The following is a 25112-nucleotide window of genomic DNA, read 5'->3' as shown; positions in this document are numbered from 1 at the left end:
TGGTTCACTAGGTGAAACTTTGGCATACGCGCCCATCACTGCACTGATGCGAGGTCTCAAGATTCTCGAAGCGGTCAACCGACTCGGGCCGGTGAGACTCACCGATATCCAGACGGCGACCGGCCTGCCCAAGGCGACTGTGCTGCGTGTGCTCGATACGTTGCGTCACGGCGGTTATGTGACCATGACGCCGGATGGCCGTGAATATCTGGTCGCTGCGCGCACGTTGTCGTTGTCGAACAACTATGCGGCCGACGAAGCGCTGATCGCGACGGCGGCGCCGATACTCCAGGAGCTGCGAGATGCAACCGGTTGGCCATCGGATCTGGCCTTCTATCAGGCCGGCAAAATGGTGATTGCGGATACCAATCGACGCCCGGGCAGTTTTTCGGTCAATCGCAAGATCGGCACGCGCGTATCGGTGATGCTGACCGCCATCGGCCGTGTCTATCTATCGTTCTGCGAGGCCGACGAGCGCGCAGCGATCATTGAGACGCTTCTGGCCAGCGACGACCCGGAAGAGCGCAGTGCTCAGGATGCGCAGGCGCTGGATGCTTTGATCACCCGCACGCGCGAACGAGGCTACGCGATCAACGAGCGCGAATCGGTGGCCACCATTCGCGCGGCTGCGGTTCCGGTCATGCACCAGGGGCGCGTGATGTGCGCCTTCAATGTGATCGGTCTCGCACAGGCCGTACCGATGCAGGAATTCGAGAACACCTATATCCCGATGCTCATGCAGGCGCGTGAGCGGATCGAGACGGCGCTCGAGCGTCGCGACTGAGCGATTGGGTCGAACGACGGCCGTCTTTTCACTGCCGTACCGGCTCTCAAGAAAGTCGGGCGGCCGCTACAAACAACGGAGGAGATTGCCGTGTATAAAAAAGCCTTGGCGAGATCGGCTCGTGTAGCCGCGTTCTGTGTGCTGGTGACGGTGGGCTGTGTGCCGGCGCAGGCGCGCACTCTCATGTTCGCGGATTCGTTTCCGCTGTCCCATACGCTTTCCACCGACGGCACGCAGCGTTGGATGAAGCGGGTCGAGACGTTGACCGACGGCGACATCGATTTTCGCCATTTCCCGGCCGAGCAACTGGCCAAGGCCGGCGAGATTCTGCAGAAGATCGAGGACGGCGTGATTCAGGCCGGCTATATCGGCACCGGCTATGTCAGCGATGAACTGCCGCTCAACGGGGCGTTGATGCTGCCGGGCGAGGTGCGCGATACGGTCAATGCCAGCCAGGCGTATTGGCAGCTGCTCAAAAACGATACCCCGCTTCGCCAGGAGTTTCTGGATAACGGCGTGGTGCCGATCTATGCCGTGATGCTGCCGCCCTACCAGCTCGTACTCAAGCGCGGGCCGGTCAGCGAGCTGGGCGACCTGCGTGGGCTCAAACTGCGTTCGACGGGCAGCCTCAATCTGGTGGTGCAGGCCGTCGGCGCCAACCCGGTATCCATGGCGGCACCCGATGCCTATCTCGCGATCCAGCGCGGCACGCTCGATGGCACCGTGCTGCCGGTTACGAGTATCGCCCCGTACAAGGTCAACGAAGTCACTAAGAGCCTGAGCACGAACGGCCGCTTCGGCAGCTTCGGTATTACCGTCGCCATGGATAAGAAGACCTACGACGGCTTGAGTGAAAGCCAGCGAAAAGCCGTCGACCAGGCCGGCGACGAAACCACCGCCCATCTCGCGCAGGTGATCGAAGACGAGGTGCAGACGGATCTCGCCGAATTCCGCGACCAGGGCATGGCCGTCTACGAACTGCCTGAATCGATGCGCGAGGCACTCGAACCCAAATATCAGGCGGCGCAGCAGGCGTGGGTGGAGCGCATGTCTGCCCGTGGACTGGATGGTCAGGCCGTGATCGATGCCTATGAGTCGGCACTGGCAGACGTAGACGCGAAACGCTGAAGCGCTTACTTCCGCCCAACCTTCGAATCGAAGGGGTACGTCGATGCTTGAGAGAATTCACCAGGGTGTGGATATCACGTTGTTCTGGCTGGCCGGCATCGCGCTCATCGTGATGATGGCGCTGGTCAGCATCGATGTGGTCGCACGTTATCTGTTCAACGCGCCGCTGACGTTTCAGTTCGAACTCACCACGAATTACCTGATGGTCATGGTGGCCACCCTCGGTTTGCCTTGGTGTCTGCGTCGAGGGGCATTCATCAAGCTTTCGGTGGTCGGCCGGTTCCTGGGCGTGCGATCACACAACCTTTTGCACGTGTTCAATGCACTGGTTGCGGCGGCCGTGCTTGTCGCCATCGCCTGGTTTTCCGGCGTGCGTACCTGGGACAAGTTTGTTGGCGGCGATGCGATGTTTGGTGTGATCGACTGGCCCGTGTGGCTGTCGACGATCTGGGTGCCCATCGGTTGCGCGATGCTGGCTTTGCGACTGGTCACGGATGCATTACTGCGGCTGCGTAACCTCGACCGGCCGGTTGATGGCGACGACGAACGTACGCAGGACGCCCGCGATATTGCAGAAAACGGCGGTGCCTCATGACCGTGTTCATCGGCGTGGCCGTGCTGATCGTTTTGCTTCTCATGGAAATGCCGATCGCGTTTGCCATGATGATCGCGGCCACGGTCGGCCTGTATCTGGTCGGTGGCGAGTCGTTCGTTGCGAGCTATCTGGCCGATGTCTACCACAGTGTGTCGGCATCGTATGTGTTTCTCACGATTCCCATGTATGTCCTGCTCGCACAGTTCATGGCTCAGTCCGGCATGGCACGCGACATCATCAAGGCCAGCGACATGTGGCTGGGCCGGCTGCGGGGTGGCTTGGGCGTGGCTTGTGTGATGGCCAGTGCCTTCATGGCCGCGATCATCGGCTCGAGCACGGCCAGCTCGGCGACCATGTCGGCCGCCGCGTTTCCGTCGATGCGCGAAGTCGGCTACGACCGGCGCGTCTCGGTCGGCATCATCGCAATTTCGGGCACGCTCGCGATCATGATCCCGCCGAGCATCGTGCTCATCATTTACGGCATTCTGACCGAACTGTCGGTCGGCAAACTGCTTATCGCGGGCCTGTTGCCGGGCGTGCTCACTGCGGTCGGCTATATCGTGACCATCCTCTGGATCGCGTGGCGGCACCCCGAGAAGATGCCGGCCCAGCCGCAATTCGACGTGCGTGCCGCCACACGTGCACTGGTCCCGGTATGGCCGGTGCTGCTGCTGATGCTGCTGGTGGTTGGCGGGCTTTACGGCGGTGCCGCCACGCCGACCGAGATCGGCGCCGTGGGTGCGGCCGCGGCACTCGTGATCACGCTGATCATGCGGCGCATGGATCGAGCCCGTTTCGTGACCGCGATCGAGGATACGCTCGGTACGACGGTGATGATCGTGACCATCGTCATCGGCGCGATGATGTTCGGTTATTTTCTCACCCTCACACAGGCCACGCAGTCGCTGTTCGACGCTATCCAGTCGGCTGGCATGGCGCCGTGGATGGTCATTGCCGTTCTCGTGCTGATTTATCTCGTGCTCGGCATGTTCATGGACCAGATCGCGATCCTGGTGCTCACCGTGCCGGTCACGCATGCGCTCATCACCCAGCTGGGTTTTGACGGTATCTGGTACGGGATCGTGATTACCAAGACGGTCGAAATCGGTCTGGTCACGCCGCCGCTCGGATTGAACGTGTTCGTCACATCCGGGGTCACGCGCGTGCCCCTGGCCGAATGTTTTCGCGGCGTTGCGCCGTTTCTACTTGTCGAGATCGTGGTTCTGGGCCTGCTGCTGGCGTTTCCCGAGATCTCGCTGTTGCTGCCCAATTTGATGAGCCATTGAGGAGAGACCCATGCATTTCGATCTGCCCGAAGAACTGGTCGCGCTCAGCGACGCGGTCGCCGATTTCGCCAACCGGCGCCTGACCGACGACGCCGACGCCTACGAGCGCAGCGGCGAGTTTCCTTATCCGTTGATACGGGAAATGGGCGAGGCGGGCTTTTTCGGTGCGCCCTTTCCCGAGTCGGTGGGCGGCAACGAGGCCGGCTTCATGGCGGTATCGATCATCGCCGAGGAAATCTCGCGTATCGCACCGGCCTACGGTTATGCGATGAACATGCAGTGTGCGACATGTCCGTACACGATCTACAACTGGGGCACACAGGAACAGATCGAACGTTTCGTGCCCGAGCTGATTTCCGGCCGCACGATCGGCATGTTCGCGCTATCGGAAGCCGGGGGCGGTTCGGACCCGGCCGGTGCCATGCGAACGACCGCGCGGCGTGAGGGCGACCACTATGTGCTCAATGGCTCGAAGATGTGGATCACGTTCTCGAACGCGGCCGACGTGGGCGTGCTGTTCGCCAAGACCGATCCCAAGGCGACCCCCGCGCACAAAGGCGTAACGGCGTTCATCGTCGAGCCCAAGAAATTCGAAGGTTATAGTGCACAGCCGATCGATATGCCCGGGCTATCGAAGAGCCTGCGCTCCTGTACGATTTTTCTCGACGACTTTAAGGTGCCGGTCGAAAATCGCCTGGGCGAAGAGGGCAAGGGATTCGGTATTGCCATGAACGCGCTGGAGTTCGGCCGGTTGACTGTCTCCGCTCGGCTGACCGGTCTCGCCCAGGCAGCGCTCGATGCCAGTATCGCCTATGCCAACGAGCGCGTGGTCGGCGGCGGGCCGATCGCACGGCACCAGCTGGTTCAGCAACGTATTGCCGATGCGACCGTGCATGTGGAAGCGGCGCGCCTGATGGCCCGTCGTATCGGCTGGACGATGGATCAGGGACGCACGTCAACGCGGGTGGCTTCGCGCGGCAAGTATTTCGCCACCCAAGCCGCACGCCTGGCTTCCGATGTTGCCCGCGAAGTCTTCGGCGGGAACGCCCTGACTGCGGAATACCCGGTGCAGCGGCTGCAATCCTATATCGACATGCTCACCGTGGGCGAGGGATCGGAAAACGTCCAGCGAGTGCTCATCGGTGAGGATGCGCTGGGAATAAAGGACGCGGCGCGGCATACCATGCGTAATCGTTTCGTGGGTGTAACCTGAACGCGAACGCATTCTGCTAGAAAGGATCGAGGCATGAGCGAAGCCAATCCCATCGTTTACCGACCGAGTACCGAGCGCATACGCGCCAGTCGTATGTACGACTACATGCAATGGCTGGAGCGCGAGGGCGTTGTCGAAGTCGAGGACTACGATGCGTTGCATGCGTGGTCGGTCGATGCACTGGAAGACTTCTGGGCCAGTATCTGGGACTACACCGGGGTGATCGCCGAGGCGCGTGGGAATACCGTACTGGATAGCCGGTCGATGCCGGGCGCACGCTGGTTCGGCGGCGCCCGCTTGAATTTTGCCGAGAATCTGCTTCGCGAGGCAATCCACGGCGATGCGGACAAGACGGCAATCGTCGGGCTGTCTGAATCGCGCGATGAAATACGGCTGAGCTACGCAGAACTGCTCGATCAGGTCGGCGCGTTCGAAGCGTGGCTGGTCGAACAGGGCGTCGGTGCCGGCGATCGCGTGGCCGGCGTGGTGGCGCATACGCACGAGCCGATCGTGGCGATGCTCGCCTGTGCCAGTATCGGTGCGATCTGGTCGTCGGCATCGCCGGACTTTGGTGTCGCCGGGCTGGTGGATCGGTTTGCCCAGATCGAGCCGCGCGTATTGATTACCGTCGATGGATATCGCTACGGCGGAAAGGATTTCGATCGTCGTGACCGGATCGAGGAGCTGTGCGAGCGGATTCCCTCGATTACCCATGTAATCGTGACAGCGCACCAGGGACGGGCCTTGCCGGACGACGCGCGCGTTACGGCCTGGGACGACGCACTGCAAGCACATCGCGGCGCCAGGCCGTCGTTTACCCCGCAGGCTTTCGAGCACCCGGTCTATATTCTGTTCTCGTCGGGCACGACCGGCGCGCCCAAGTGCATCGTTCACGGTGCCGGCGGCGCGCTGCTTCAGCATAGCAAGGAGCTGATACTGCACGGAGATATCGGTCGCGACGACGTGTTTTTCTATTTCACGACCTGCGGCTGGATGATGTGGAACTGGCACGTCTCCGGCCTGCTCACCGGTGCGCAGCTGGTGCTCTACGACGGCAACCCTGGTCATCCGGATCTGGACGTGCTCTGGCAGGTGGCCGAACGTGAGCGGGTAACGCATTTTGGCACCAGCGCGAAATGGCTTGCCAGCTGTCGTAATGCACAGATCACGCCGGGCGCCGATCATGATCTGTCGGCGCTGCGGGTACTGTTTTCGACCGGTTCGCCGCTGCTGCCGGCGGATTACGACTGGGTCTATGCGCAGGTGAAACAGGATCTGTTGCTGGGGTCGATCTCTGGCGGTACCGATATCGTGTCGTCGTTCGTGGGCTGTTCGCCGTTATTGCCTGTACGCCGCGGCGAAATCCAGTGCCGTCTGCTCGGCGTGGCGGCCAAGGCATTTAATGAAGCCGGCGAGCCGGTCATCGACGAATGCGGCGAGCTGGTCTGTACCCAGCCATTGCCATCGATGCCGATCGGGTTCTGGAACGATGCTGACGGCAGTCGCTATCGCGAAGCCTATTTTTCCAGTTTCGACGGCGTCTGGGCGCACGGCGATTTCGTGCTGTTTACGCAACAGGGCGGGGCGATCATTTACGGGCGTAGCGATGCGACGCTCAACGTCGGCGGCGTGCGTATCGGTACGGCCGAAATCTATCGCCAGATCGAGCCCATGGCCGCGATCGCGGATGCCATGGTCGTGGCGCAGCCTTATGGCGACGACACCCGGATTGTGATGCTGGTCGTGCTCAATCGGGGATATACCCTGGACGATTCGCTCAAGAAAGAGATCCGAAAACAGCTGCGTGAGAACGCCAGTCCCCGCCATATGCCGGGCGTTATCGAAGCGGTTACCGCTTTGCCGTATACGCGCAGCGGTAAGAAGGTCGAGATTGCGGTGGCACGCCTGCTGCGAGGGATGACGATCAACAACACCGGGGCGATCGCGAACCCCGAGTCACTCGATGAAATCCGCGGGCTTGATACCCTCGAATTGAACGATGAGGCGGTACGCCGCCAGCTCTGACGCAAGAAAAGGCAGGGCCGTTCCAGCGGCCCAGCGGCCCTGCCTTTATTCGATACGCGTTTCTTCAGTGTGCTGCGCGCAAACGGATGACATCGTTGAGCGCGCAGAAATCGATGATCGCCCGCATCTGGGCCGGCGCATTGATGAAACTCAACGACGCCTGATTGGCGTGCGCATCGCGGACCCATTCCAGCAGCAGCGCGACCCCGGCGCTATCGACACGTTTGACGCCGGAGAGATCGATCACCGTTTCCTCGCCGCTTTCGAACCAGTTTTCGGATTCGCGCAGCCGCCGGGGCACGGTTGCTGCGTCGAGCTCTCCGGATAGCTGGACGTGCTCGGCTCGGGTGTCGTGATCGCTCATATGCAATGCTGCGTCCGGCGACGGGCTAGCTGCCCGTGTTGTAGCGAGATTCCATACGTTCGATCAACTGCTCGAGACCACCACTGCGGATCTGCGAGTTGAACTGGCCGCGATAGTTGGTCACGAACGACAGATTGCCGACGCTGCCGTCGTAGATTTTCCATTCGCCGTCGACGATATGCAGCTGGAAGGTCACCGGCGTTTTCTGGCCGTCGTCGGTGGTCACGATGGCACGGAAGGTCACGTCATCGGCACCTTCGGCGGCACGCACCGGCTGATATTCGATTTCCTGGCTGTCGTCGAAGCTCAGCAAACCGTTGCCGTAGGTCCGGATCAACATGTTCTTGAACGCGGTCTGGAAGCGATCACGCTGCTCGGGGGTGGCGGTGCGCCAGGCACGGCCCAGCACCAGCTGTGACATATACGGTAGATCGACCAGGGGCACCAGCTCGCGGTCGATGAGCTGATAGAGCTCCTGCGGATTCTTGCGCAGTTCGTCCCGACGGCCTTCCATTTTGGACAGTACCGACTGAACCGTCTCACGGGCGAGTTGATCAGGCGGTGTGGGCGCAGCCAATGCCAGCGCCGGAACGAGCAGGGCCACGGCGACAGCGGTAATCCAAGAGCGCTTCATGCGTAACATCGCGAATCCTCGCAGGGTTGTTCGACAAGATTGTGCGAATGGCGTCGAGTATCGCCCAAGGCGATGAATCGACCCTGAATTGATTGTGCGCGAGCGAAGGGAGGGCCTAGGGCGCCGGCAGTGCATTCTGCCCGCCGCCATTGCCGCTGGAGCCCCCGCCGCCGCCGCTGCTGTTGTCCGAGCCCATGCTGGTCATGAACTGACCAATGAGATTTTCCAGTACGACGGCGCCCTGAGTGATGATGAATTCATCACCGTCCTGCATATTCTTCAGCGAGCCGCCGGGGCCGATGCCGACATACTGCTCACCCAACAGGCCCGAGGTGAGAACCGAGGCATCGGAATCCTTGGGCAGCTTGTATTTTTCGCCGATGCGCAGTCGCGCTTCGGCACGATAGGTCTGCTGATTGAGTGTGATATCGGCCACACGCCCGACTCGTACGCCAGCGAGGTTGACCGGCGCGCCGACCTTGAGCCCGCCGATATTATCGAAGGCGGCGATAACGGTGTAGCCGCCGTTCACGTCGCTGGTATCGGCGAGGTTACTCACCCGCATGGTCAGGATGAAGATCGCCGCGATGCCGAGGCAGACGAAGAAACCGACCAGAAGCTCTACTGCTCGAGACTGCATAGACGAACCCTAGTTACTGCCGAAAAGCACGGCAGTGAGCATGAGATTGGCGCCGAGGATCGCCAGGGATGCGATGACCACGGTATTGGTAGTGGCGCGCGACACGCCCTCGGATGTCGGCGGCGCATGATAGCCCTGATAAACCGCGACCCAGGTGATGATCGCACCGAATACGCCGCTCTTCAGGAAGATGTTGATGATGTCTTCGCCGAAATCGACGTTGGCCTGAATACCGGACCAGTAGGAGCCAGCGTCCACGCCGAGCATGTCGACGCCGACGAAATAGCCGCCGCCCGCGCCGATTGCCATCACACAGAATATCGATGTCAGCAGGGGCAGAGCGATCACGCCGGCCAGAAAACGCGGGGCGACAATACGTTTGACCGGGTCGACCGCCATCATTTCCATGCCGGCGAGCTGATCCGTGGCTTTCATCAGACCGATTTCGGCGGCGAGCGCGCTGCCGGCGCGCCCGGCGAACAACAGCCCGGTGACCACCGGCCCGAGTTCGCGTACGACCACCAGTGCGACCGACGTGCCCAGTGCCTCTTCGGCTCCGAAGCCGACCAGCAGGCGATAGCCCGACAAAGCCAGCACCATGCCCACGAAAATGCCGGCAACGACCACGATCACCAGCGACAGCACGCCCACGGAATAGATCTGCTCGACAAGCAGCCGCGGTTTGAGCACCAGTGACGGCAGGCTCATGAGAATACGCAGCAGAAATATGGCGCCGCGACCGAGATCGGCAATCCAGGATGTGGCCGTGCTGAAACTGCGTTGAAGCGAACTCATGAGCGATCGGTCTCGAGCAGGTCTTCCGCATACGGCTCGGCGGCCTGATAATGAAACGGCACCGGCCCGTCTGCCTCGGCATGGATGAACTGCTGGACCCACTTCGAACTGGAATCGCGGATCTGCTGCGGCGTGCCGTGGTCGATGACCGTGCCGTCCGAGATCACATAGACATAATCTGCAATGCCTAGCGTTTCCTTGACGTCGTGGCTCACCACGATCGCGGTCAGGCCCAGCACGTCGTTGAGCCGGCGGATCAGGCGCAGCAATACGCCCATGGAGATGGGGTCCTGACCGGCGAACGGCTCGTCGTACATGATCATTTCCGGATCGAGTGCGATCGCGCGCGCCAGCGCCACACGCCGTGCCATCCCGCCCGACAGCTGGGCCGGGTAGAGGTTGCGCGCGCCGCGCAGGCCCACCGCCTCGAGCTTCATGAGCACGATGTCGCGGCCCAGCCGCTCGGGCAGTTTGGTGTGTTCGCGCAGCGGAAAGGCCACATTGTCGAATACCGACAGATCGGTGAGCAGCGCGCCGGACTGGAACAGCATACCCATACGCTTACGCTGCTCGAACAGTTCGTTCTGCGACAGCTTCGCCACATGCCGGCCGTCGAAATAGACCTTGCCGGACGCCGGGCGCCATTGACCGCTGATCAGGCGAAGCAGTGTGGTCTTGCCGGTACCACTGGGCCCCATGATGGCCGTAATACGCCCGCGCGCGATATCCAGATCCACCGATTTGTAGATCACGCGCCGGCCTATGGCGAAGTGCACGCCGCGCACTTCGACCAGATTGTCGGGCGCTGTGTCCCGGTGGTCAGCCATAGAAGAGTCTGGATTCATTGAGCATTACGCACTTAACTTGCGCGCAGCCTATCAGATCGGCATGGCGCCGAGACTGCCTGTCGCACTAACTTTGAGCGTTCGGCACAGCTGGACGCTCAGATCGTTTGCCACAACGTCCAGCGATGAGGGCCCGCCGAGATCCGAAACCTGGGTCATGGCCAGGCCGTGATAGCCACAGGGATCGATACGCGAGAAGGGTTCGAGGTCCATATCCACGTTCAGCGCAAGGCCGTGATAACTGGTGCCACGGCGTACGCGTAGGCCAATCGAACCGATCTTGGCCGCGCCCACATAAACGCCTGGCGCGTCGGGTTTGGCGAAGGCTTCGATGCCATAGCCGGCGAGCGTACCCACCATGGCCTGCTCGAGTGCGGTGACCAGGCTGCGGATGCCGATACCCAGCCGTCGTAGGTCCACCATCACATAGGCCATGATCTGGCCCGGGCCGTGATAGGTGATCTGGCCGCCACGGTCGATCGGAATGACTGGAATATCGCCGGGCGCGAGCACGTGTTCGGCGCGCCCGTTCTTGCCCTGCGTGAAGACCGGCGTGTGATTAAGCAGCCAGAGCGCATCATCGGTGTTGTCGTCGCGCGTGTCGGCGAAGTCCTGCATCGCCCGCCAGATCGGCTCGTAGGGCTGGGGCGTCCAGTCAAAGCGCGTGATATCGATAACCGGCGTGGCCATGCTAGAGCGCCATCAACACGCTGTCGTCATCGCTCAGATCGCCGTAGATCGCGTCGAGCTGCGCCTGGCTGCGCGCGGTGATGTTCGCGGTCACGGCCAGATACTTGCCGCCACGGCTGTCGCGTGCGGTGATGGCACTGCGTTCGAGTTCCGGCACATGCTGTTTGATCAGCGTATAGATATGTTCCTCGAAATCGCCGGCATGCTTGCCGAACGCCTTGATAGGGAACTCACAGGGGAATTCGAGTAGTGTTTCTTGCTTAGTCATGGGCCATAGCTTGCAGCGCTGTCTGCATACGCGTCCAGACCGGGCCCGGTTTGCCGGTACCCACGGTTTCGCCGTCGAGCGTTGTGACCGGGAAGATTTCGCGAATCGACGACGTCACCCAGATCTCACTGGCGCTGCGCAGCGCGGCAGGCGACAGCGTCTCGATTTCGGCGTGATCGATAACGTCGCGCTCTGCGAGTTCGAGCACGGCGGCACGCGTGATGCCGGGCAAAATAGTATCCCGTAGCGCAGGGGTGACAAGCCGGCGATCGATCACGGCGAACACGTTCGATGACGTGCCTTCCTGTACCGCGCCGTCGCGCACCATTAGCGCTTCGCTTGCGCCGCGGCTGCGTGCGTCATCGGCCGCCAACACGTTGGCCAGCAACGAGGTCGATTTGATCGTGCAATAACGCCAGCGCGTGTCTTCGTGGGTGATGGCCGCAATGCCTTGTTCCAATACCGCAGGATCGACCGGGGCACGGCTTTGGCAGAACGCGACCACGGTCGGCTCAATATCTTCGGGAATCCGGTGATCGCGCCGCTCTGGTGCGCCGCGAGTGACCTGAATATAAAGCGCCAGGTCGCCGCCGCCGTTGGCCTCAATCAGTTCGGCGATGATTTCATGCCAACGCGTACGTTCGTATGGATTGACGATACGCAGCAGGGCCAGGCTGCGTTCCAGGCGCTCCAGATGGGCGTTGAGACGAAAGCCGCGCCCGGCATAGAACGGCACTACTTCGTAGACGCTATCGGAAAATAGAAAGCCCCGGTCGAGCACCGATACGCGCGCGTTTTCGAGCGGCAGAAACTCGCCGTTAACGAAAGCAGTTTTCATGGGTGCGGCTCGCGGGTCGTCATAGCGGTTGGGCAACGGCAGACGGCCGCGCCGGCCAGGTGCCGGGCGCGGCCTTGTCCGTTATTCGAACATCATCATCACTTCGTCGGTGAGCTGGCGGAAGATGCCGCCCCGTTCGATATCCTTGCCGGCGAACAGCGGGACCTGGGCCAGCGTCTTCGTGTCGTACTTGATTTCTAGCGTGCCCAGGCGTTCGCCTTTCTTGATCGGCGCCAGCAACGTGGATGGCAGCTCGGCGCTGGTGGTCAACGCATCGCGCTGGCCGCGTGGGAATGCGACATCGACCGCGCCCTTGGCCACGACCGGCAGCATGGTGTCGTCGCCTTTCCATACGCGGACTTCGGCAATCTCCTTGCCGGCGTCGAACAGATGGCCGCTTTCGTAGAAGCGGAATCCGTAGTTGATCAGGGCCGCGGTCTGGGATTTGCGCGCATTATTGGAATTGGTGCCGGTCACCACGGCAATCGTGCGCATGCCGTCACGCTTGGCCGAGGCAGACAGACAATAACCGGCCGCTTCGGTATGCCCGGTCTTGCCGCCGTCGACGCTCTCGTCGGACCACAGCAGGGAATTGCGGTTGTATTGCTCGATGCCGTTGTAGGTGAACTTCTTTTCGTTGAAGTACTGCTGATACAGCTCGGGGAAGTCGCGAATGATCGCGCCGAGCAGGCGGGCAATGTCGTGCGCCGACATATAGTGGTTTTCATGCGGCCAGCCGCTGGCATCCACGAAATGGCTGTTCTCCAGCCCGATTTCGCGGCCGTACTGGTTCATGTAGTCCGCGAACGTGGATTCCGTGCCGGCGACGTATTCGGCCAGCGCCACAGTGGCGTCGTTGCCGGAGGCCGTGACCATGCCATGCAACAGATCATCCACGGATACCTGGGTGCCCACTTCGATGAACATCTTCGAGCCGCCCATGCGCCAGGCTTTTTCGCTGATGGTGACCTTGTCGTCCGGCGAAATATTGCCCTTCTTGAGCTCGTCGAAGACGATATAGGTCGTCATCAGCTTGGTGATGCTCGCCGGTTCGACGCGTTGCTCGGCGTTCTTGGCCGCAAGCACTTGGCCCGAGTCGAAGTCGAGAAGGATATAGCTGCGCGCGTCCAGGCTCGGGGGTTCCGGAATCGGCAGCGGTTTGGCAAACGCGCTGGCCGTAACCATGAAAAGGAAAACAAGATAAAGCAGGCGTTTCGCGTGGCTCATCGACTTCGGCTCTTTAACGGATAAACAAGGGCAATCCCGAAGCGCGGCAGTTTAGCGCTTCGATGCGGTTTCGGGCTAACGATCGACTTCTTCGGCAGAAAATCCCTGCTCGCGCAGAATCTGGCGATTGAGGGCACGACTGCGTTCATTCGGGTAGGGGCCGAGCTGGACGCGGTAGATAGGTGTGGCGCCGCCTGACTCCACCACGTTGACCCGCTGGAAGCCCGCATTCTGCAAACGTCGGTGCAGACGTTGTGCGTTGGTGGGGTTGCCGAATGCGCCGGTCTGCAAGTAGAGCGTACCCTCGGCGCTTGTCGCGGCGGCGCTCGTCGGCGCCGAATGCGTGCGGTTGGCCACCTTGATCGCGCGACCGGGCGAATTCGCCGTCGACGCCGCCGGCGCGGCGGGTGATGCTGGGCCGGGCGGGCTCGCCGCGCGCTGTGTTTCGCGGCGCAGCGGTGGCTTGGCAGCGGCGCTTTGCGTGGTGCGACCCGCGGCACGCTGTTCGGCCTTCAGGCTGGCCGGGGTGACGGTTTCGATACGAACCGGCACGCTACCATGCGCGACCACATCAAGCCGGCGCGCGGCGACATAGGACAGATCGATAATCCGGCCGTCGTGAAAGGGGCCGCGGTCGTTGACGCGCACGATTACCTGCTTGCCCGTATCCAAGTTGGTCACGCGCACATAGCTGGGAATCGGCAGGCGCTTGTGGGCCGCCGTCATCTTGAACATGTTGTACGGTTCGCCACTGGAGGTGCGCCGGCCGTGGAACTGCTTGCCATACCAGCTGGCCCGCCCGGTCTGGGTGAAACCGGCCGCGCTCGGCAGCACGTAGTAGGTCTTGCCCAGGGCTTCGTAGCTCGCCGGGTTGCCGTAGCGCGAATAAGGCTCGTCACGCGGTATCGCATCCGGAATCGATGCCAGATCGATATTTTCGTCGTCGGGCGGGCCGTCGTTCTGGTAATAACCGCCGCCCTTGCTCGCCTGGGGCGACGGCGCACTGCCGCTCGAACTGGTGCTGCGCGGCTGACTCGCGCACCCGGCCACGATTAGCGTCAGACCGGCCAGCGCCAGCGTGCGTCGCATACTGCTCATCGCGCCGGGTCGCCGCCTTTTGCGGCGTTCTGGCGGGCATAGGCGATTTCCTGGCCGAGCTGATAGACGGCCATGGCGTAGAGCGGGCTGTGATTGTAGGTGGTGATCACGAAAAAGTTGTTCAGTCCGAGCCAGTATTCCGTGCCGTGCGCGCCTTCGAACTGCAGCAGTCCGACCTGAGCATCGTTCGGCGGCGGGTCGTCCACGCGTACACCCAGGCGGTCGAGCGCGTCCCAACGATAGGCGGGTTTACGGCTGCTGCGTTCGATGGCGTCGAGATTTTCACCGTCGCCGATCCAGGCCGGCAGGGCAACCCGCGCATCACGTTGCCAGCCGTGCTCGGCCAGATAGTTGGCGACGGAGTAGATGATGTCGGCCGGCTCTTCCCACAGGTCGCGCTTGCCGTTGTCGTTGCCGTCCACCGCGTAGGCGCGATAGCTCGACGGCATGAACTGGGGCAGACCCATTGCGCCGGCATAGGAGCCGATTTCGCGATCGCAGGCGAGATCTTCCTCCACGCAGAGCACGACGAAGTTTTCGAGTTCCTTGATGAAGTAATCGGCGCGCTCGGGATAGTCGAAGCCGAGCGTCGCCAGGGCGTCGAGCACCCGATCGCGGCCGATGAAGGCGCCGTATTTGGTTTCCACGCCGATAATCGCGGCAATAATGTTGGCCGGTACGCCGTACTCGACTTCGGCGCCGTCGAACAGCGCACGGTGTTCTTCGATATAGGCCGCGCCCTTACGCGCGCGCTCGGCCTGCAAAAAGATCGGTCGGTAATCGGCCCAGGTCAGCGTGCGCTCGGCGGGCTTGCGCATCGTGGCCACGATCTTGGGCTGGTATTCGGCGTCTTCGAGCAGCGCACGAGCGGCATCGATATCCACACCGTCGGTCTTTTGCAGGCGCTCGAGCAGGGCCTTGCCTTCGGGTCGTTCGGCATAGTTGCCGGTCGCAGCCGTTGCGATCATGGGTACGCAGGTCAGCGCCAGAGCGAGCAGAGATAGGGATCTTGTCATGTGGCGAGCAGTTTCCGATGGGTATGGATAGACATGAGAATGCCGAACGAAGCCAGCAGGATCACCATGGAGGTACCGCCATAGCTGATCAGCGGTAGCGGCACGCCCACGACGGGTAAAAGCCCGGCGACCATGCCGATATTGACGAATACATAGATGAAGAATGTCAGGCTCAGGCTGCCCGCGGCCAGGCGCTGAAACGTATCCTGGCTTTTCAAGGCGATATACAGCCCGCGTGCCACGATGAAGCAATACAGGGCCAGCAGCGCCATCACGCCGAACAGCCCCGTTTCTTCGGCGAACACGGCGAATACGAAATCGGTATCCGATTCCGGCAGGAAATTCAGATGCGCCTGGCTGCCATTGAGCCAGCCTTTGCCGAACAGCCCGCCCGAGCCGATGGCAATCTTCGACTGCGATATGTGATAGCCCGCGCCCGTGGGATCACGTGCCGGGTTGAGAAAGGTGAGCACGCGTTCCTGCTGGTACTCGTGCATGTTGTACCAGAGCATCGGCGCGGCGGCGGCAGCAATGAGCACGAGCAGCAAGATAATGCGCCAGCGCAGGCCGGCGAAATAAAGCGCGAAGCTGCCGGCGGCGGCGATCAGCAAGGCCGTACCCAGATCGGGTTGATCGGCGACCAACAGTACTGGCACGGCAATGAGCAGTGCGCCCACGCCCACGTCCTTGAGGTTGGGCGGCAGGCTGCGGTCGCGAAAATAGGCAGCGACGGTAAGCGGGGCCGCGAGTTTCATCAGCTCGGACGGCTGAAAACGCACGACGCCCAGATCCAGCCAGCGGCGCGCGCCCATCGCTGTATCGCCCAGCAGCACCACAAGTACCAGCAGCAATACGCCGAAACCGAACACCCAGGGGGCGGCCACGCGGAACCACTCGGGCGGAATCTGGGCCACGACCAGCATGCCGAGCAGACCGATGCCCAGGCGAATGGCCTGGTTGATCACGACCGTACTTGATTGACCGGACGCGCTATAGAGTACGAACAGACCCAGGCCGGCGCAGCAGGCCAAGGCCACCAGCAATTGCAGGTCGATACGCCAATAGACCAGCCATTCGGAAAGCGTCGACGGCGCGTTGGTGGCGTTCGCGCTCATCGGCCCATCCCTGTCGAAGCCTGCAGTACGGGCGGCTGACTACGAAACGCATCGATGACCTTGCGAGCGACCGGGCCGGCCACGCTCGAGCCGCCACCGCCGTGCTCCACGAGCACGGCCACCGCGATCTCGGGATCGGCGATCGGCGCAAACGCGATGAACAAGGCGTGATCACGAAACTGGTGCTCGACATCCTCCAGATCGGGCGCGGCCTGATTCTGGGCAAGCTTGGTCACCTGGGCAGAGCCGGATTTGCCCGCGATCGTGTAGTCGAGGTTCTGGCCGACGTAGTAATGAGCGGTGCCGCGCGGGTTGGTGATTACCTGTTGCATGCCGCTGATGACCACATCCCAGTGCGACGGATCGTTGAGCTGGATGGGGCGCAGCTGGGTGGGTTTGGTTTGCTGGATGTTGCCATCGAGCGGGTTGCGCCAGCCGCGCAGCACATGGGGTTGATAGCCGCCGCCGCGTTCGGCGATACGGCTGGTCATCTGCGCGAGCTGCAGCGGCGTCGTCGTCATGAAGCCCTGACCGATGATCGTATTGAGCGTTTCGCCAGGAAACCACGGCTGGTTGCGGGTGCCGTTCTTCCAGGCGCGTGAGGGCATGATGCCGGAATTCTCTCGCGGCAGGTCGATGCCGGTGCGTGAACCCAGCCCGAACAGATCGCCATAGCGGTGGATATTGTCGATACCGAGCTTCAGGCCGAGCTTGTAGAAATACACGTCCGAGGAGCGATAGATCGCCTCGGGCATATCGACCCAGCCATGGCCCGAGCGCTTCCAGTCGCGATAGCGATGGTTGCTACCGGGCAGTGTGATATAGCCGGGGCACCACACCTGTTTGTCGGCCGCGATCTGATCGGTTTCGAGCCCGGCAAGCGCCATGACCGGCTTCACCGTCGAGCCGGGCGGATACTGGCCTTGCAGCGCGCGATTGAACAGTGGCTTGTGCGGGTCCGAGATCAGTTTTTTATAGTTCAAGTGGCTGATGCCATCGACGAACAGATCCGGGTTGTAGCTGGGCTTGGAAACGAGGGCGAGCAGACCGCCGGTTTTCGGGTCGATCGCCACGACCGCGCCGTCCTGATCGCCCAGTGCTTCGTAGGCGGCGCGCTGCAGGCGCGAGTCGATGGTCAGAAAGAGGCTTTCACCGGCCACGGGGCGATGCATTTCCAGCTCGCGCAGGGCACGACCGCTGGCATTGGTTTCGACCACGCGCGAGCCGGGTTCGCCGTGCAGGCGTGATTCGTAGCTGTATTCGACCCCCGACTTGCCGATGTGGTTGGAGCCGCGATAGCGTTTTTCGTCCACGCGGCGCAAATCCTGCAACGTAATACCGCCGACATAGCCGACCAGATGGGCCGCGACATCACCCAGCGGGTAATGCCGGGTCAGGCCCGCGCGGATTTCCACGCCGGGAAAGTCGCCGCGGTTGACTTCGAAACGTGCCACTTCGCGCTGGCTCAGGTTGAGTCGAATCGGCACGCCGCGAAAACGTGGCGTCTTGGCCACGCGGTCACGAAAGCGTTGTCGATCGGCATTGCGTATTTCCACGATGCGCGACAGGCGATCGAGCGTGGCGTCCACGTTGTCGACTTGTTCGGGCACGATTTCGAGTCGATAGGCCGGCAGGTTATCTGCAAGCACTACGCCGTTGCGGTCATAGATCAGCCCGCGTACCGGCGGCATGACCTGCACCCGCATGCGGTTATCCTGCGACCGGGTTTCGTAGTAGCCGTGACGCAATACCTGAAGAAAACCCACGCGAAAGACCAGTACGCCCACGAGCACTGTCACCACCGCACCCGCGACCGCGGTGCGCAGCAAAAACATGCGCCGTTCGGCGGCATGGTTCTTGATGGCATTGTCAGAGACCATGCGGCGTGAATAACTCCCGTGCCCCCAAGGGCCTGTATTGATGTACTGACGTATGGTGCGACGCACCGCGGCGCGATCGTGTGGCTAAAACACGCGCGTGCCGCCACTGGAGCCCGCCATGCGGCGCATCATCCAGTGCGCTCGGCGGTTATCGCGAATATCTTGAATTCCCTGGGCTATCCGACCTCTAATTCGGCGATGCGTTCCAGAAACGAGGCCCAGAACGGCCATACGACAGTCGTTGTCGCCACCGGCAGCCAGCGCCACCACTGGTTGACCTCGGCCCCGGCCACACCGTCGATCCAGAACAGCGCGAATTCATACAATATGAATACCGGCAGCAGCAGGATGCCTTGTTGCCAGATCGGCAGCGTCCACAGGAGTTCGCGCATGCGAATGACCGCATAACCCGCGATCGCCAGCGCCAGGCCGTGCTCGCCCAGCGGCGTACCGTAGATGACATCGATCAGGATACCGCATGCCCAGGCGGCCAGAAGCCCAAAGCTTGCCGGTTGCATCAGTACCCAGAAAAGCACCGTGGCCGGATAGATAGCGGGGCGTATGGCCGACAGTGCGTCCGGCAATGGCAGCAATGCCAGAAACAGCGCGCCGCCCAGCGTGGCGAGGATCAGCAGGCCGCTGACGCGGCGCTCGATAATCATGGAGCCGGCGTATCGCCGCGTGCATCGCCCTCGACTTCGGCTGCGCCCTCGGCTTGCGCCTCGGCGACCGGCTCGATCGTGTTGTCGGTCCAGACCAGCAGTACTTCACGACCGCGATTGAGATGCGCGGTCGGGCTTGCTACCACGTCGAGAAACTCGTCGCCCGGCTGGTGAACCACGCTCGTGACCTCGGCGACCGGATAGCCGGATGGATAACGCCCGCCCAAGCCCGATGTCACCAGCAGATCGCCGATCTGGATATCGGAGTTGTTGGCGAGAAACGGCAGCCGCAGCTCGTTGGTCTTGCCGCTGCCCTGGGCGATCGTCTGCAAACCGGTACGGTTGATCTCCACCGGAATACCGTGATTGGCATCGGTGATCAAAATCGCACGTGAACCCATGGGCGTGACGTCGGTCACCTGACCCATGATGCCGTTGGCATCGACCAGTGCCTGGCCGACAAATACGCCATCGGTCGAGCCCTTGTTGAGCTTGATGTAGTGGCGGTACGGGTCGGGGCTGACCGAAAGGATGCGCGCGATGAGCACGTTCTGGTCCAGCGAACTGGCCGAAGCGAGAAGGGCGCGGATGCGCTCGTTTTCCGCCTGTAGCGAGGCCAGACGCTGCAGGCGCGCCTGCAGAAGCAGCACTTTCTGTTCCAGCGCTTCGTTATCGGAAATGAGCTGGCCGCGATCGAAGTAGCGCCCCATGTAATGCGCGACTTCGCCGGGGATTTCGGCGATCATCTGAATAGGCTGGGTAGCGACCGCGAGCGTGCTTCGAATCGGCGTGAGCGACGTGCTCGCGTGATCGACCATCATCAGGATAACCGAGATGACCACGATCGCGACGATTCGAAGGCCCGGCGTAATGCGGCGACCCAGCAACGATGATTTGTCGTCCTCGGCGAGTCCGCGCACTCAACGCCCCTGAAACCGTGGAATAAACCGTAATGATCACGCCAGATTAGGCTGGCGCACGGGCCTTCGCAACTGTCATGCAGTCGCGAAGGCGACAGACCGCTGTCTTATTCCAGCGCGAGCAGCTGCCCGGTCTTGCGGTCGATCATTTCCAGGAGAATGCCGCCACCACGGGCCACGCAGGTCAAGGGATCGTCGGCAACGATCACCGGCAGGCCGGTTTCTTCGGAAATAAGTTTGTCCAGATCGGCCAACAGCGCGCCGCCACCGGTAAGCACGATTCCGCGCTCGGCCACATCCGAACCCAGTTCCGGCGGGGTGGACTCCAGCGCCAGCTTCACCGCGCTGGTGATGTTCGACAGCGGTTCCTGCAGCGCATCCAGCACTTCGTTGGAGTTGAGCGTGAACGCGCGCGGCACACCCGCTGACAGATGACGGCCCACCACTTCGATTTCCTTGACCTCGTGGCCGGGGAAAGCGGTGCCGATCTGCTGCTTGATCGATTCGGCGGTGGATTCGCCGATGAGCATGTTGTACTGGCGACGTACGTAGTTGACGATCGCCTCGTCGAACTTGTCGCCACCGGTGCGAACCGACTCGGCATAGACGATGCCGTTAAGTGAAATCACCGCGACTTCCGAGGTGCCGCCGCCGATATCCAGCACCATCGACCCGCGCGCTTCGCCAATCGGGATGCCCGCGCCGATGGCCGCAGCGACCGGCTCTTCCACCAGATACACGCGGCGCGCGCCGGCATTGGAAGCCGACTCGCGAATCGCACGGCGTTCAACCTGGGTCGAGCCGTAGGGCACACAGACCAGTACGCGCGTCATCGGGCGCAGCATGCGTTTCTTGTGCACCTTGCGGATGAAGTGCTGGAGCATCTTCTCCGTGACGGTGAAATCGGCAATCACGCCGTCCTTGAGCGGACGGATCGTGGTGATGTGGTTTGGCGTGCGCCCGAGCATGCGCTTGGCGTCGTGGCCGACCGCTTCGATACGTTTGCCACCGCGGGCGTCCATACGTACGGCCACCACCGATGGCTCGTTGAGCACGATGCCCTGGTCGCGCGCATAAATCAGCGTGTTGGCTGTACCCAGATCAATCGAAAGATCGTTGAGGAACAGGCCGCGAAAATTGTCGAACATGTAGAGCACACCCGAGGGCAAGTACAAAAAAGCGCGTGATCAACACGCGCGGCGGGCACCGCGAAGTCGCGTCGCGACGCACTGAAGATCGCAATGCTAGCAACGGGCTTGCGTGACGGCAACGCTGACGGCGGGATGGGGTGGACTTATGCTAGTTTTAGCCCCGCGAAGCGCGTGTGCGCTGTGTTTTTCACGCCCCGTACCCATTGGAAGAATTGCTGTGAGTCTGAGCGAAGATCAGGTCCGCAATGTGGCCCGCCTTGCCCGTCTGGGCCTTGATGACGACCAGATCGCCGACTATGCCGGCGAGTTGTCGAATATTCTCGATGTTGTGGTGAGCCTGGAAAAAGCCGATACCACGGATGTCGAGCCGATGGCCCATCCGCTTGATCTGGCCGCGCGTCTGCGCGCCGACGACGCCATCGAGGTGAGTTCGCGCGACGAATTTCAGGCGATTGCGCCCGCGGTTGCCGAAGGCGTTTATCTCGTGCCGAAGGTGATCGAATGAGCCACACCCGCAGTATCCGTGAATTGGCGAGCGATCTAGCCGCGAAAAAGATCAGTGCGGTCGAGCTGACCGAGCACTTTCTCAAGCGTATCGCTGCCCATGACGAACGTTTGAATACGCTGATCAGCCGCAACGAAGAATCCGCACGCGAGCGCGCCGCGGCCATCGATGCTGGCGACAACGCTGGCGCGGCCCTGGCCGGCTTGCCGATCGCGCACAAGGACATTTTTTGTACCCGTGGCGTGCGTACGAGCTGCGGCTCGCGCATGCTCGACAACTTCGTCGCACCCTACGACGCGACCGTGGTCGAGCGCCTGGCTGGCGCGGGCACGGTGACGCTCGGCAAGACGAATATGGATGAGTTCGCCATGGGCTCGTCCAACGAAACGAGCTTCTACGGCTCGGTTCGCAACCCCTGGAATACCGATTATGTTCCGGGCGGTTCATCCGGTGGCTCGGCCGCGGCCGTCGCGGCAGGCCTTGTCCCCGCCGCGACCGGCAGCGATACGGGCGGCTCGATCCGCCAGCCCGCCGCGCTCTGCGGTGTCACCGGGATCAAGCCGACCTACGGGCGCGTGTCGCGCTACGGCATGATCGCGTTTGCGTCGAGCCTCGATCAGGGCGGCTGTTTTGCCCGCTCGGCCGAGGATTGTGCCGCGGTGCTGCAGGCGATGTCCGGCTTCGATGCGCGCGATTCGACCAGCGTCGAACGCGAGGTTCCCGATTACAGCGCCGTGCTCGATAGCCAGGGCGATGATTTTCTCGAGGGGCTGAAGGTCGGGCTGCCGAAGGAATATTTCGCCGAAGGTCTGGACGACGCCAGCCGTAAGGTTATCGAGGCGGCGATCGCCGAGTTCGAGGCCCGCGGCGCTGAGATCGTGGAAATCACGTTGCCGCATACTGATTTGGCGGTCTCGACCTATTACGTGCTTGCGCCGGCCGAGGCCTCTTCGAATCTGGCCCGTTTCGATGGCGTGCGCTACGGTTATCGCTGCGAGAACCCGGTGGATCTCGAAGATCTGTATACCCGCTCGCGTGGCGAAGGCTTCGGGCGCGAGGTGCAGCGGCGCATCATGGTGGGCGCCTATGTGCTGTCGGCCGGTTATTACGACGCTTACTATCTGAAAGCCCAGAAAACACGGCGTCTGATCGCGCGCGATTTCAGCGACGCGTTTGAAAACGTGGACCTCATCGCCGCACCGGTAACCCAGGCCCCGGCCTTCAAGCTCGGTGAAAAGCTCGACGATCCGGTGTCGATGTACCTCAACGATGTGTACACGCTGCCGGCGAGCCTGGCCGGCTTGCCGGGCATGTCGGTACCGGCCGGTTTCGTCGACGGGCTGCCGGTGGGGCTTCAGCTGCTCGCACCGTGGTTCGAGGAAAGCCGACTGCTGGGCGCCGCGCATGCCTATCAGCAGTCCACCGATTGGCACACCAAGCGTCCGGCAGGGTTCGAATAATGGCCTGGGAAACCGTAATCGGGCTGGAAGTGCATATCCAGCTCGCGACTCGAAGCAAGATCTTCTCGACCGCGCCCACCGCGTACGGCGCCGAGCCGAACACGCAGGCCAGCGCGGTGGATATCGCGCTGCCCGGCGTGCTGCCGGTGATTAATGGCCAGGTCATTCGTATGGCCACGCTGTTCGGGCTCGCTATCGATGCCGATATCGCGCCGAAGTCCGTATTTGCGCGCAAGCATTATTTCTATCCCGATCTGCCCAAGGGTTACCAGATCAGCCAGTTCGAGCTGCCGATCGTCGCCAACGGCCATCTGGATATCGTGTTGCCTGACGGCACGGAAAAACGTGTCGGCATCACCCGTGCACATCTCGAGGAAGATGCCGGCAAGTCGCTGCACGAAGCGTTCGATCGCGATACCGGGATCGATCTCAATCGTGCCGGCACGCCGCTGGTCGAATGTGTTTCCGAGCCGGATATGCGCAGCGCGGCAGAAGCCGTGGCCTATGCCCGCAAGCTGCATGCGCTGGTGCAGTATCTGGGTATTTGCGATGGCAACATGCAGGAAGGCTCTTTCCGCGTGGATGCCAATGTGTCGGTACGCCCGGTCGGCTCGAGCGAGTTCGGCACCCGTACCGAGACCAAGAACGTCAATTCCTTCCGTTTTCTCGAGAAAGCGATCGAGTTCGAGGTCGAGCGCCAGATCGATGTGCTCGAATCCGGCGGCAAGATCGTGCAGGAAACCCGCCTGTACGACCCGGACGCTGACGAAACCCGCTCCATGCGTAGCAAGGAAGAAGCGCACGACTATCGCTACTTCCCGGATCCGGACCTGCTGCCGGTCATCATCGACGCGGCATTCGTCGAAGCCGCGCGTGCAGACCTGCCTGAACTGCCGGATGCCAAGCGTGAGCGTTTCGCAGCCGAATACGGCCTCAGCCGCGAAGACGCCGCGGCGCTGACGAGCTCGCGCGCACTGGCCAACTATTTCGAAGCCACGGTCGCCGCCGTGGGTGGCGAGACTGCTCAGCACGGCAAGCCGGCAGCGAACTGGATCATGGGCGATTTGTCCGGCGCGTTGAATCGTGAAGGACTGGCGATCGTGGACTCGCCGGTCAGTGCCGAGCAGCTGGGCGGCCTGATTGCACGCGTGGCCGACAACACCATCTCCGGCAAGATCGGTAAGGACGTGTTCGAGGCCTTGTTCAAGGGTGAGGGCGACTCAGCCGACGCGATCATCGAAGCGAAAGGCCTCAAGCAGATTACCGATACCGGCGCGATCGAAGGCTTTGTAGACCAGGTGATCGCCGACAACCCGGATCAGGTGCAGCAGTACCGTGAAGGCAAGACCAAGGTCATTGGCTTTCTCGTTGGCCAGGTGATGAAGGCTTCGAAGGGCAAGGCCAACCCGAAAGAGGTCAACCAGATGCTGGCGGCGAAGCTCGCCGAATAGTTCAGCGCGCTAGGCTCGGGGCGGCGTGCCCCGGCCGACAATATTTTCGCGACGCTTTCACGGGCTTGTAATCGCGTCGGCCGTCGCAATGGTTTGAGCTATGCAAAGCACGCTTTCATTCGAAACCCCAGGCCGCTCGACGCGCGATATCACCGAGGACGTCAACGCCGTGGTGCGCGAGGCGGGGGTCGCGACGGGCGTCTGTCATGTGTTTATTCGCCACACCTCGGCCTCGCTGATGATCTGCGAAAACGCTGATCCGGATGTGCGCGAAGACGTCGAACGCTGGATGGCCAAGGCGGTCGTCGATGGCGATCCGATGTTCGAACATGACATGGAAGGCCCGGACGATATGCCCGGCCATATCCGCAGTATTCTGACCGGTATGGATCTGACGGTGCCCATCACCGACGGCGCACTCAATCTCGGTACCTGGCAGGGCATTTATCTCTACGAACACCGCAGCGCGCCGCACCGGCGTGAAGTCGTCGTAACATTGTTGCCGGCCGCTGGCTGAAACGG

The 25112-nt window shown here is 61.9% G+C and carries 26 protein-coding genes; 10 read left to right on the top strand and 16 right to left on the bottom strand.

The window, feature by feature from the left end:
* Nucleotides 1-19: 19 nt before the first annotated feature.
* The 6 genes from SSPSH_RS14865 (at nucleotide 20) to SSPSH_RS14840 (ending at nucleotide 7031) form a co-directional block, all read left to right on the top strand.
* Nucleotides 20-784 carry an IclR family transcriptional regulator domain-containing protein gene (locus SSPSH_RS14865; protein WP_006915334.1) on the top strand — a complete coding sequence of 255 codons (765 nt, stop codon included), beginning with the start codon at nucleotides 20-22 and terminating at the stop codon, nucleotides 782-784.
* Between the two features lie 90 nt (nucleotides 785-874).
* Nucleotides 875-1912: a TRAP transporter substrate-binding protein gene (locus tag SSPSH_RS14860; RefSeq protein WP_006915335.1), complete on the top strand. Its 1038-nt coding sequence runs from the start codon at nucleotides 875-877 to the stop codon at nucleotides 1910-1912.
* A gap of 43 nt (nucleotides 1913-1955) precedes the next feature.
* Nucleotides 1956-2507: a TRAP transporter small permease gene (locus tag SSPSH_RS14855; RefSeq protein WP_006915336.1), complete on the top strand. Its 552-nt coding sequence runs from the start codon at nucleotides 1956-1958 to the stop codon at nucleotides 2505-2507.
* Nucleotides 2504-3793, top strand: coding sequence for a TRAP transporter large permease (locus tag SSPSH_RS14850; protein ID WP_006915337.1), 1290 nt, complete (start codon nucleotides 2504-2506; stop codon nucleotides 3791-3793). Before SSPSH_RS14855 ends, SSPSH_RS14850 begins: the two co-directional genes overlap by 4 nt.
* A 10-nt stretch (nucleotides 3794-3803) precedes the next feature.
* Nucleotides 3804-5006 carry an acyl-CoA dehydrogenase family protein gene (locus SSPSH_RS14845; RefSeq protein ID WP_006915338.1) on the top strand — a complete coding sequence of 401 codons (1203 nt, stop codon included), beginning with the start codon at nucleotides 3804-3806 and terminating at the stop codon, nucleotides 5004-5006.
* A 33-nt stretch (nucleotides 5007-5039) separates the two neighbouring features.
* Nucleotides 5040-7031, top strand: coding sequence for an acetoacetate--CoA ligase (locus SSPSH_RS14840; protein ID WP_006915339.1), 1992 nt, complete (start codon nucleotides 5040-5042; stop codon nucleotides 7029-7031).
* Between the two features lie 64 nt (nucleotides 7032-7095).
* Here SSPSH_RS14840 and SSPSH_RS14835 read toward each other — a convergent pair whose 3' ends face one another.
* The 16 genes from SSPSH_RS14835 to SSPSH_RS14760 form a co-directional block, all read right to left on the bottom strand.
* Nucleotides 7096-7395 (bottom strand): STAS domain-containing protein, encoded by a 300-nt coding sequence (locus SSPSH_RS14835; protein WP_006915340.1) that lies wholly within the window; start codon nucleotides 7393-7395, stop codon nucleotides 7096-7098.
* A gap of 25 nt (nucleotides 7396-7420) precedes the next feature.
* Nucleotides 7421-8029 carry an MlaC/ttg2D family ABC transporter substrate-binding protein gene (locus SSPSH_RS14830; RefSeq protein ID WP_040608338.1) on the bottom strand — a complete coding sequence of 203 codons (609 nt, stop codon included), beginning with the start codon at nucleotides 8027-8029 and terminating at the stop codon, nucleotides 7421-7423.
* 115 nt (nucleotides 8030-8144) lie between these two features.
* Nucleotides 8145-8669 carry an outer membrane lipid asymmetry maintenance protein MlaD gene (mlaD, locus tag SSPSH_RS14825; RefSeq protein WP_006915343.1) on the bottom strand — a complete coding sequence of 175 codons (525 nt, stop codon included), beginning with the start codon at nucleotides 8667-8669 and terminating at the stop codon, nucleotides 8145-8147.
* A 9-nt stretch (nucleotides 8670-8678) separates the two neighbouring features.
* A complete protein-coding gene (mlaE, locus tag SSPSH_RS14820; protein ID WP_006915344.1) occupies nucleotides 8679-9464 on the bottom strand; it encodes a lipid asymmetry maintenance ABC transporter permease subunit MlaE in 786 nt (261 codons plus the stop codon).
* Nucleotides 9461-10291, bottom strand: coding sequence for an ABC transporter ATP-binding protein (locus SSPSH_RS14815; RefSeq protein WP_021031847.1), 831 nt, complete (start codon nucleotides 10289-10291; stop codon nucleotides 9461-9463). Before SSPSH_RS14815 ends, mlaE begins: the two co-directional genes overlap by 4 nt.
* Before the next feature lie 51 nt (nucleotides 10292-10342).
* Entirely contained in the window at nucleotides 10343-10999 is a 657-nt protein-coding gene (gene lipB / locus SSPSH_RS14810) for a lipoyl(octanoyl) transferase LipB (protein ID WP_006915346.1), read from the bottom strand.
* A gap of 1 nt (nucleotide 11000) precedes the next feature.
* Nucleotides 11001-11267 (bottom strand): YbeD family protein, encoded by a 267-nt coding sequence (locus SSPSH_RS14805; RefSeq protein ID WP_006915347.1) that lies wholly within the window; start codon nucleotides 11265-11267, stop codon nucleotides 11001-11003.
* Nucleotides 11260-12105 (bottom strand): D-amino acid aminotransferase, encoded by an 846-nt coding sequence (locus SSPSH_RS14800; protein WP_006915348.1) that lies wholly within the window; start codon nucleotides 12103-12105, stop codon nucleotides 11260-11262. The genes SSPSH_RS14805 and SSPSH_RS14800 overlap by 8 nt, the downstream gene beginning before the upstream one ends.
* Before the next feature lie 81 nt (nucleotides 12106-12186).
* Nucleotides 12187-13332, bottom strand: a complete 1146-nt coding sequence (locus SSPSH_RS14795) for a D-alanyl-D-alanine carboxypeptidase family protein (protein WP_006915349.1) — start codon at nucleotides 13330-13332, stop codon at nucleotides 12187-12189.
* 75 nt (nucleotides 13333-13407) lie between these two features.
* On the bottom strand, nucleotides 13408-14430 hold the full coding sequence (locus tag SSPSH_RS19730) for a septal ring lytic transglycosylase RlpA family protein (RefSeq protein ID WP_006915350.1): 1023 nt from the start codon (nucleotides 14428-14430) through the stop codon (nucleotides 13408-13410).
* Entirely contained in the window at nucleotides 14427-15446 is a 1020-nt protein-coding gene (gene mltB, locus SSPSH_RS14785; RefSeq protein WP_021031846.1) for a lytic murein transglycosylase B, read from the bottom strand. The genes SSPSH_RS19730 and mltB overlap by 4 nt, the downstream gene beginning before the upstream one ends.
* Nucleotides 15443-16561 carry a rod shape-determining protein RodA gene (rodA, locus tag SSPSH_RS14780; RefSeq protein ID WP_006915352.1) on the bottom strand — a complete coding sequence of 373 codons (1119 nt, stop codon included), beginning with the start codon at nucleotides 16559-16561 and terminating at the stop codon, nucleotides 15443-15445. Before rodA ends, mltB begins: the two co-directional genes overlap by 4 nt.
* Nucleotides 16558-18441, bottom strand: a complete 1884-nt coding sequence (mrdA, locus tag SSPSH_RS14775) for a penicillin-binding protein 2 (protein ID WP_006915353.1) — start codon at nucleotides 18439-18441, stop codon at nucleotides 16558-16560. The genes rodA and mrdA overlap by 4 nt, the downstream gene beginning before the upstream one ends.
* Nucleotides 18442-18617: 176 nt before the next feature.
* Nucleotides 18618-19103, bottom strand: a complete 486-nt coding sequence (mreD, locus tag SSPSH_RS14770; protein ID WP_006915354.1) for a rod shape-determining protein MreD — start codon at nucleotides 19101-19103, stop codon at nucleotides 18618-18620.
* A complete protein-coding gene (gene mreC, locus SSPSH_RS14765) occupies nucleotides 19100-20023 on the bottom strand; it encodes a rod shape-determining protein MreC (RefSeq protein WP_006915355.1) in 924 nt (307 codons plus the stop codon). The genes mreD and mreC overlap by 4 nt, the downstream gene beginning before the upstream one ends.
* Nucleotides 20024-20130: 107 nt before the next feature.
* A complete protein-coding gene (locus tag SSPSH_RS14760; RefSeq protein ID WP_006915356.1) occupies nucleotides 20131-21171 on the bottom strand; it encodes a rod shape-determining protein in 1041 nt (346 codons plus the stop codon).
* Between the two features lie 220 nt (nucleotides 21172-21391).
* Between SSPSH_RS14760 and gatC the strand changes: the two genes are divergently transcribed.
* The 4 genes from gatC to SSPSH_RS14740 all read left to right on the top strand — a co-directional run bounded on the left by gatC (nucleotide 21392) and on the right by SSPSH_RS14740 (nucleotide 25107).
* The gene (gatC, locus tag SSPSH_RS14755) at nucleotides 21392-21679 is read left to right on the top strand and encodes an Asp-tRNA(Asn)/Glu-tRNA(Gln) amidotransferase subunit GatC (RefSeq protein WP_006915357.1); all 288 of its coding nucleotides are present in this window, start codon (nucleotides 21392-21394) and stop codon (nucleotides 21677-21679) included.
* Nucleotides 21676-23139 (top strand): Asp-tRNA(Asn)/Glu-tRNA(Gln) amidotransferase subunit GatA, encoded by a 1464-nt coding sequence (gene gatA / locus SSPSH_RS14750; RefSeq protein WP_006915358.1) that lies wholly within the window; start codon nucleotides 21676-21678, stop codon nucleotides 23137-23139. Before gatC ends, gatA begins: the two co-directional genes overlap by 4 nt.
* The gene (gatB, locus tag SSPSH_RS14745; RefSeq protein ID WP_006915359.1) at nucleotides 23139-24590 is read left to right on the top strand and encodes an Asp-tRNA(Asn)/Glu-tRNA(Gln) amidotransferase subunit GatB; all 1452 of its coding nucleotides are present in this window, start codon (nucleotides 23139-23141) and stop codon (nucleotides 24588-24590) included. The genes gatA and gatB overlap by 1 nt, the downstream gene beginning before the upstream one ends.
* 100 nt (nucleotides 24591-24690) lie before the next feature.
* On the top strand, nucleotides 24691-25107 hold the full coding sequence (locus SSPSH_RS14740) for a secondary thiamine-phosphate synthase enzyme YjbQ (protein WP_006915360.1): 417 nt from the start codon (nucleotides 24691-24693) through the stop codon (nucleotides 25105-25107).
* The last annotated feature ends 5 nt before the right edge of the window (nucleotides 25108-25112 follow it).

The organism is Salinisphaera shabanensis E1L3A (assembly GCF_000215955.2).
Classification (GTDB): domain Bacteria; phylum Pseudomonadota; class Gammaproteobacteria; order Nevskiales; family Salinisphaeraceae; genus Salinisphaera; species Salinisphaera shabanensis.
Note: the sequence above shows the minus strand (reverse complement) of the source record. Positions and strands in the feature narration are given on the sequence as shown.

What these genes read in the sequence shown, in the direction of transcription:
- SSPSH_RS14855 (WP_006915336.1), top strand. Translation starts at nt 1,956, where the DNA reads ATGCTTGAGAGAATTCACCAGGGTGTGGATATCACGTTGTTCTGGCTG.
- SSPSH_RS14850 (WP_006915337.1), top strand. Translation starts at nt 2,504, where the DNA reads ATGACCGTGTTCATCGGCGTGGCCGTGCTGATCGTTTTGCTTCTCATG.
- SSPSH_RS14845 (WP_006915338.1), top strand. Translation starts at nt 3,804, where the DNA reads ATGCATTTCGATCTGCCCGAAGAACTGGTCGCGCTCAGCGACGCGGTC.
- SSPSH_RS14840 (WP_006915339.1), top strand. Translation starts at nt 5,040, where the DNA reads ATGAGCGAAGCCAATCCCATCGTTTACCGACCGAGTACCGAGCGCATA.
- SSPSH_RS14835 (WP_006915340.1), bottom strand. Translation starts at nt 7,395, where the DNA reads ATGAGCGATCACGACACCCGAGCCGAGCACGTCCAGCTATCCGGAGAG.
- SSPSH_RS14830 (WP_040608338.1), bottom strand. Translation starts at nt 8,029, where the DNA reads ATGAAGCGCTCTTGGATTACCGCTGTCGCCGTGGCCCTGCTCGTTCCG.
- mlaD (WP_006915343.1), bottom strand. Translation starts at nt 8,669, where the DNA reads ATGCAGTCTCGAGCAGTAGAGCTTCTGGTCGGTTTCTTCGTCTGCCTC.
- mlaE (WP_006915344.1), bottom strand. Translation starts at nt 9,464, where the DNA reads ATGAGTTCGCTTCAACGCAGTTTCAGCACGGCCACATCCTGGATTGCC.
- SSPSH_RS14815 (WP_021031847.1), bottom strand. Translation starts at nt 10,291, where the DNA reads ATGGCTGACCACCGGGACACAGCGCCCGACAATCTGGTCGAAGTGCGC.
- lipB (WP_006915346.1), bottom strand. Translation starts at nt 10,999, where the DNA reads ATGGCCACGCCGGTTATCGATATCACGCGCTTTGACTGGACGCCCCAG.
- SSPSH_RS14805 (WP_006915347.1), bottom strand. Translation starts at nt 11,267, where the DNA reads ATGACTAAGCAAGAAACACTACTCGAATTCCCCTGTGAGTTCCCTATC.
- SSPSH_RS14800 (WP_006915348.1), bottom strand. Translation starts at nt 12,105, where the DNA reads ATGAAAACTGCTTTCGTTAACGGCGAGTTTCTGCCGCTCGAAAACGCG.
- SSPSH_RS14795 (WP_006915349.1), bottom strand. Translation starts at nt 13,332, where the DNA reads ATGAGCCACGCGAAACGCCTGCTTTATCTTGTTTTCCTTTTCATGGTT.
- SSPSH_RS19730 (WP_006915350.1), bottom strand. Translation starts at nt 14,430, where the DNA reads ATGAGCAGTATGCGACGCACGCTGGCGCTGGCCGGTCTGACGCTAATC.
- mltB (WP_021031846.1), bottom strand. Translation starts at nt 15,446, where the DNA reads ATGACAAGATCCCTATCTCTGCTCGCTCTGGCGCTGACCTGCGTACCC.
- rodA (WP_006915352.1), bottom strand. Translation starts at nt 16,561, where the DNA reads ATGAGCGCGAACGCCACCAACGCGCCGTCGACGCTTTCCGAATGGCTG.
- mrdA (WP_006915353.1), bottom strand. Translation starts at nt 18,441, where the DNA reads ATGGTCTCTGACAATGCCATCAAGAACCATGCCGCCGAACGGCGCATG.
- mreD (WP_006915354.1), bottom strand. Translation starts at nt 19,103, where the DNA reads ATGATTATCGAGCGCCGCGTCAGCGGCCTGCTGATCCTCGCCACGCTG.
- SSPSH_RS14760 (WP_006915356.1), bottom strand. Translation starts at nt 21,171, where the DNA reads ATGTTCGACAATTTTCGCGGCCTGTTCCTCAACGATCTTTCGATTGAT.
- gatA (WP_006915358.1), top strand. Translation starts at nt 21,676, where the DNA reads ATGAGCCACACCCGCAGTATCCGTGAATTGGCGAGCGATCTAGCCGCG.
- gatB (WP_006915359.1), top strand. Translation starts at nt 23,139, where the DNA reads ATGGCCTGGGAAACCGTAATCGGGCTGGAAGTGCATATCCAGCTCGCG.
- SSPSH_RS14740 (WP_006915360.1), top strand. Translation starts at nt 24,691, where the DNA reads ATGCAAAGCACGCTTTCATTCGAAACCCCAGGCCGCTCGACGCGCGAT.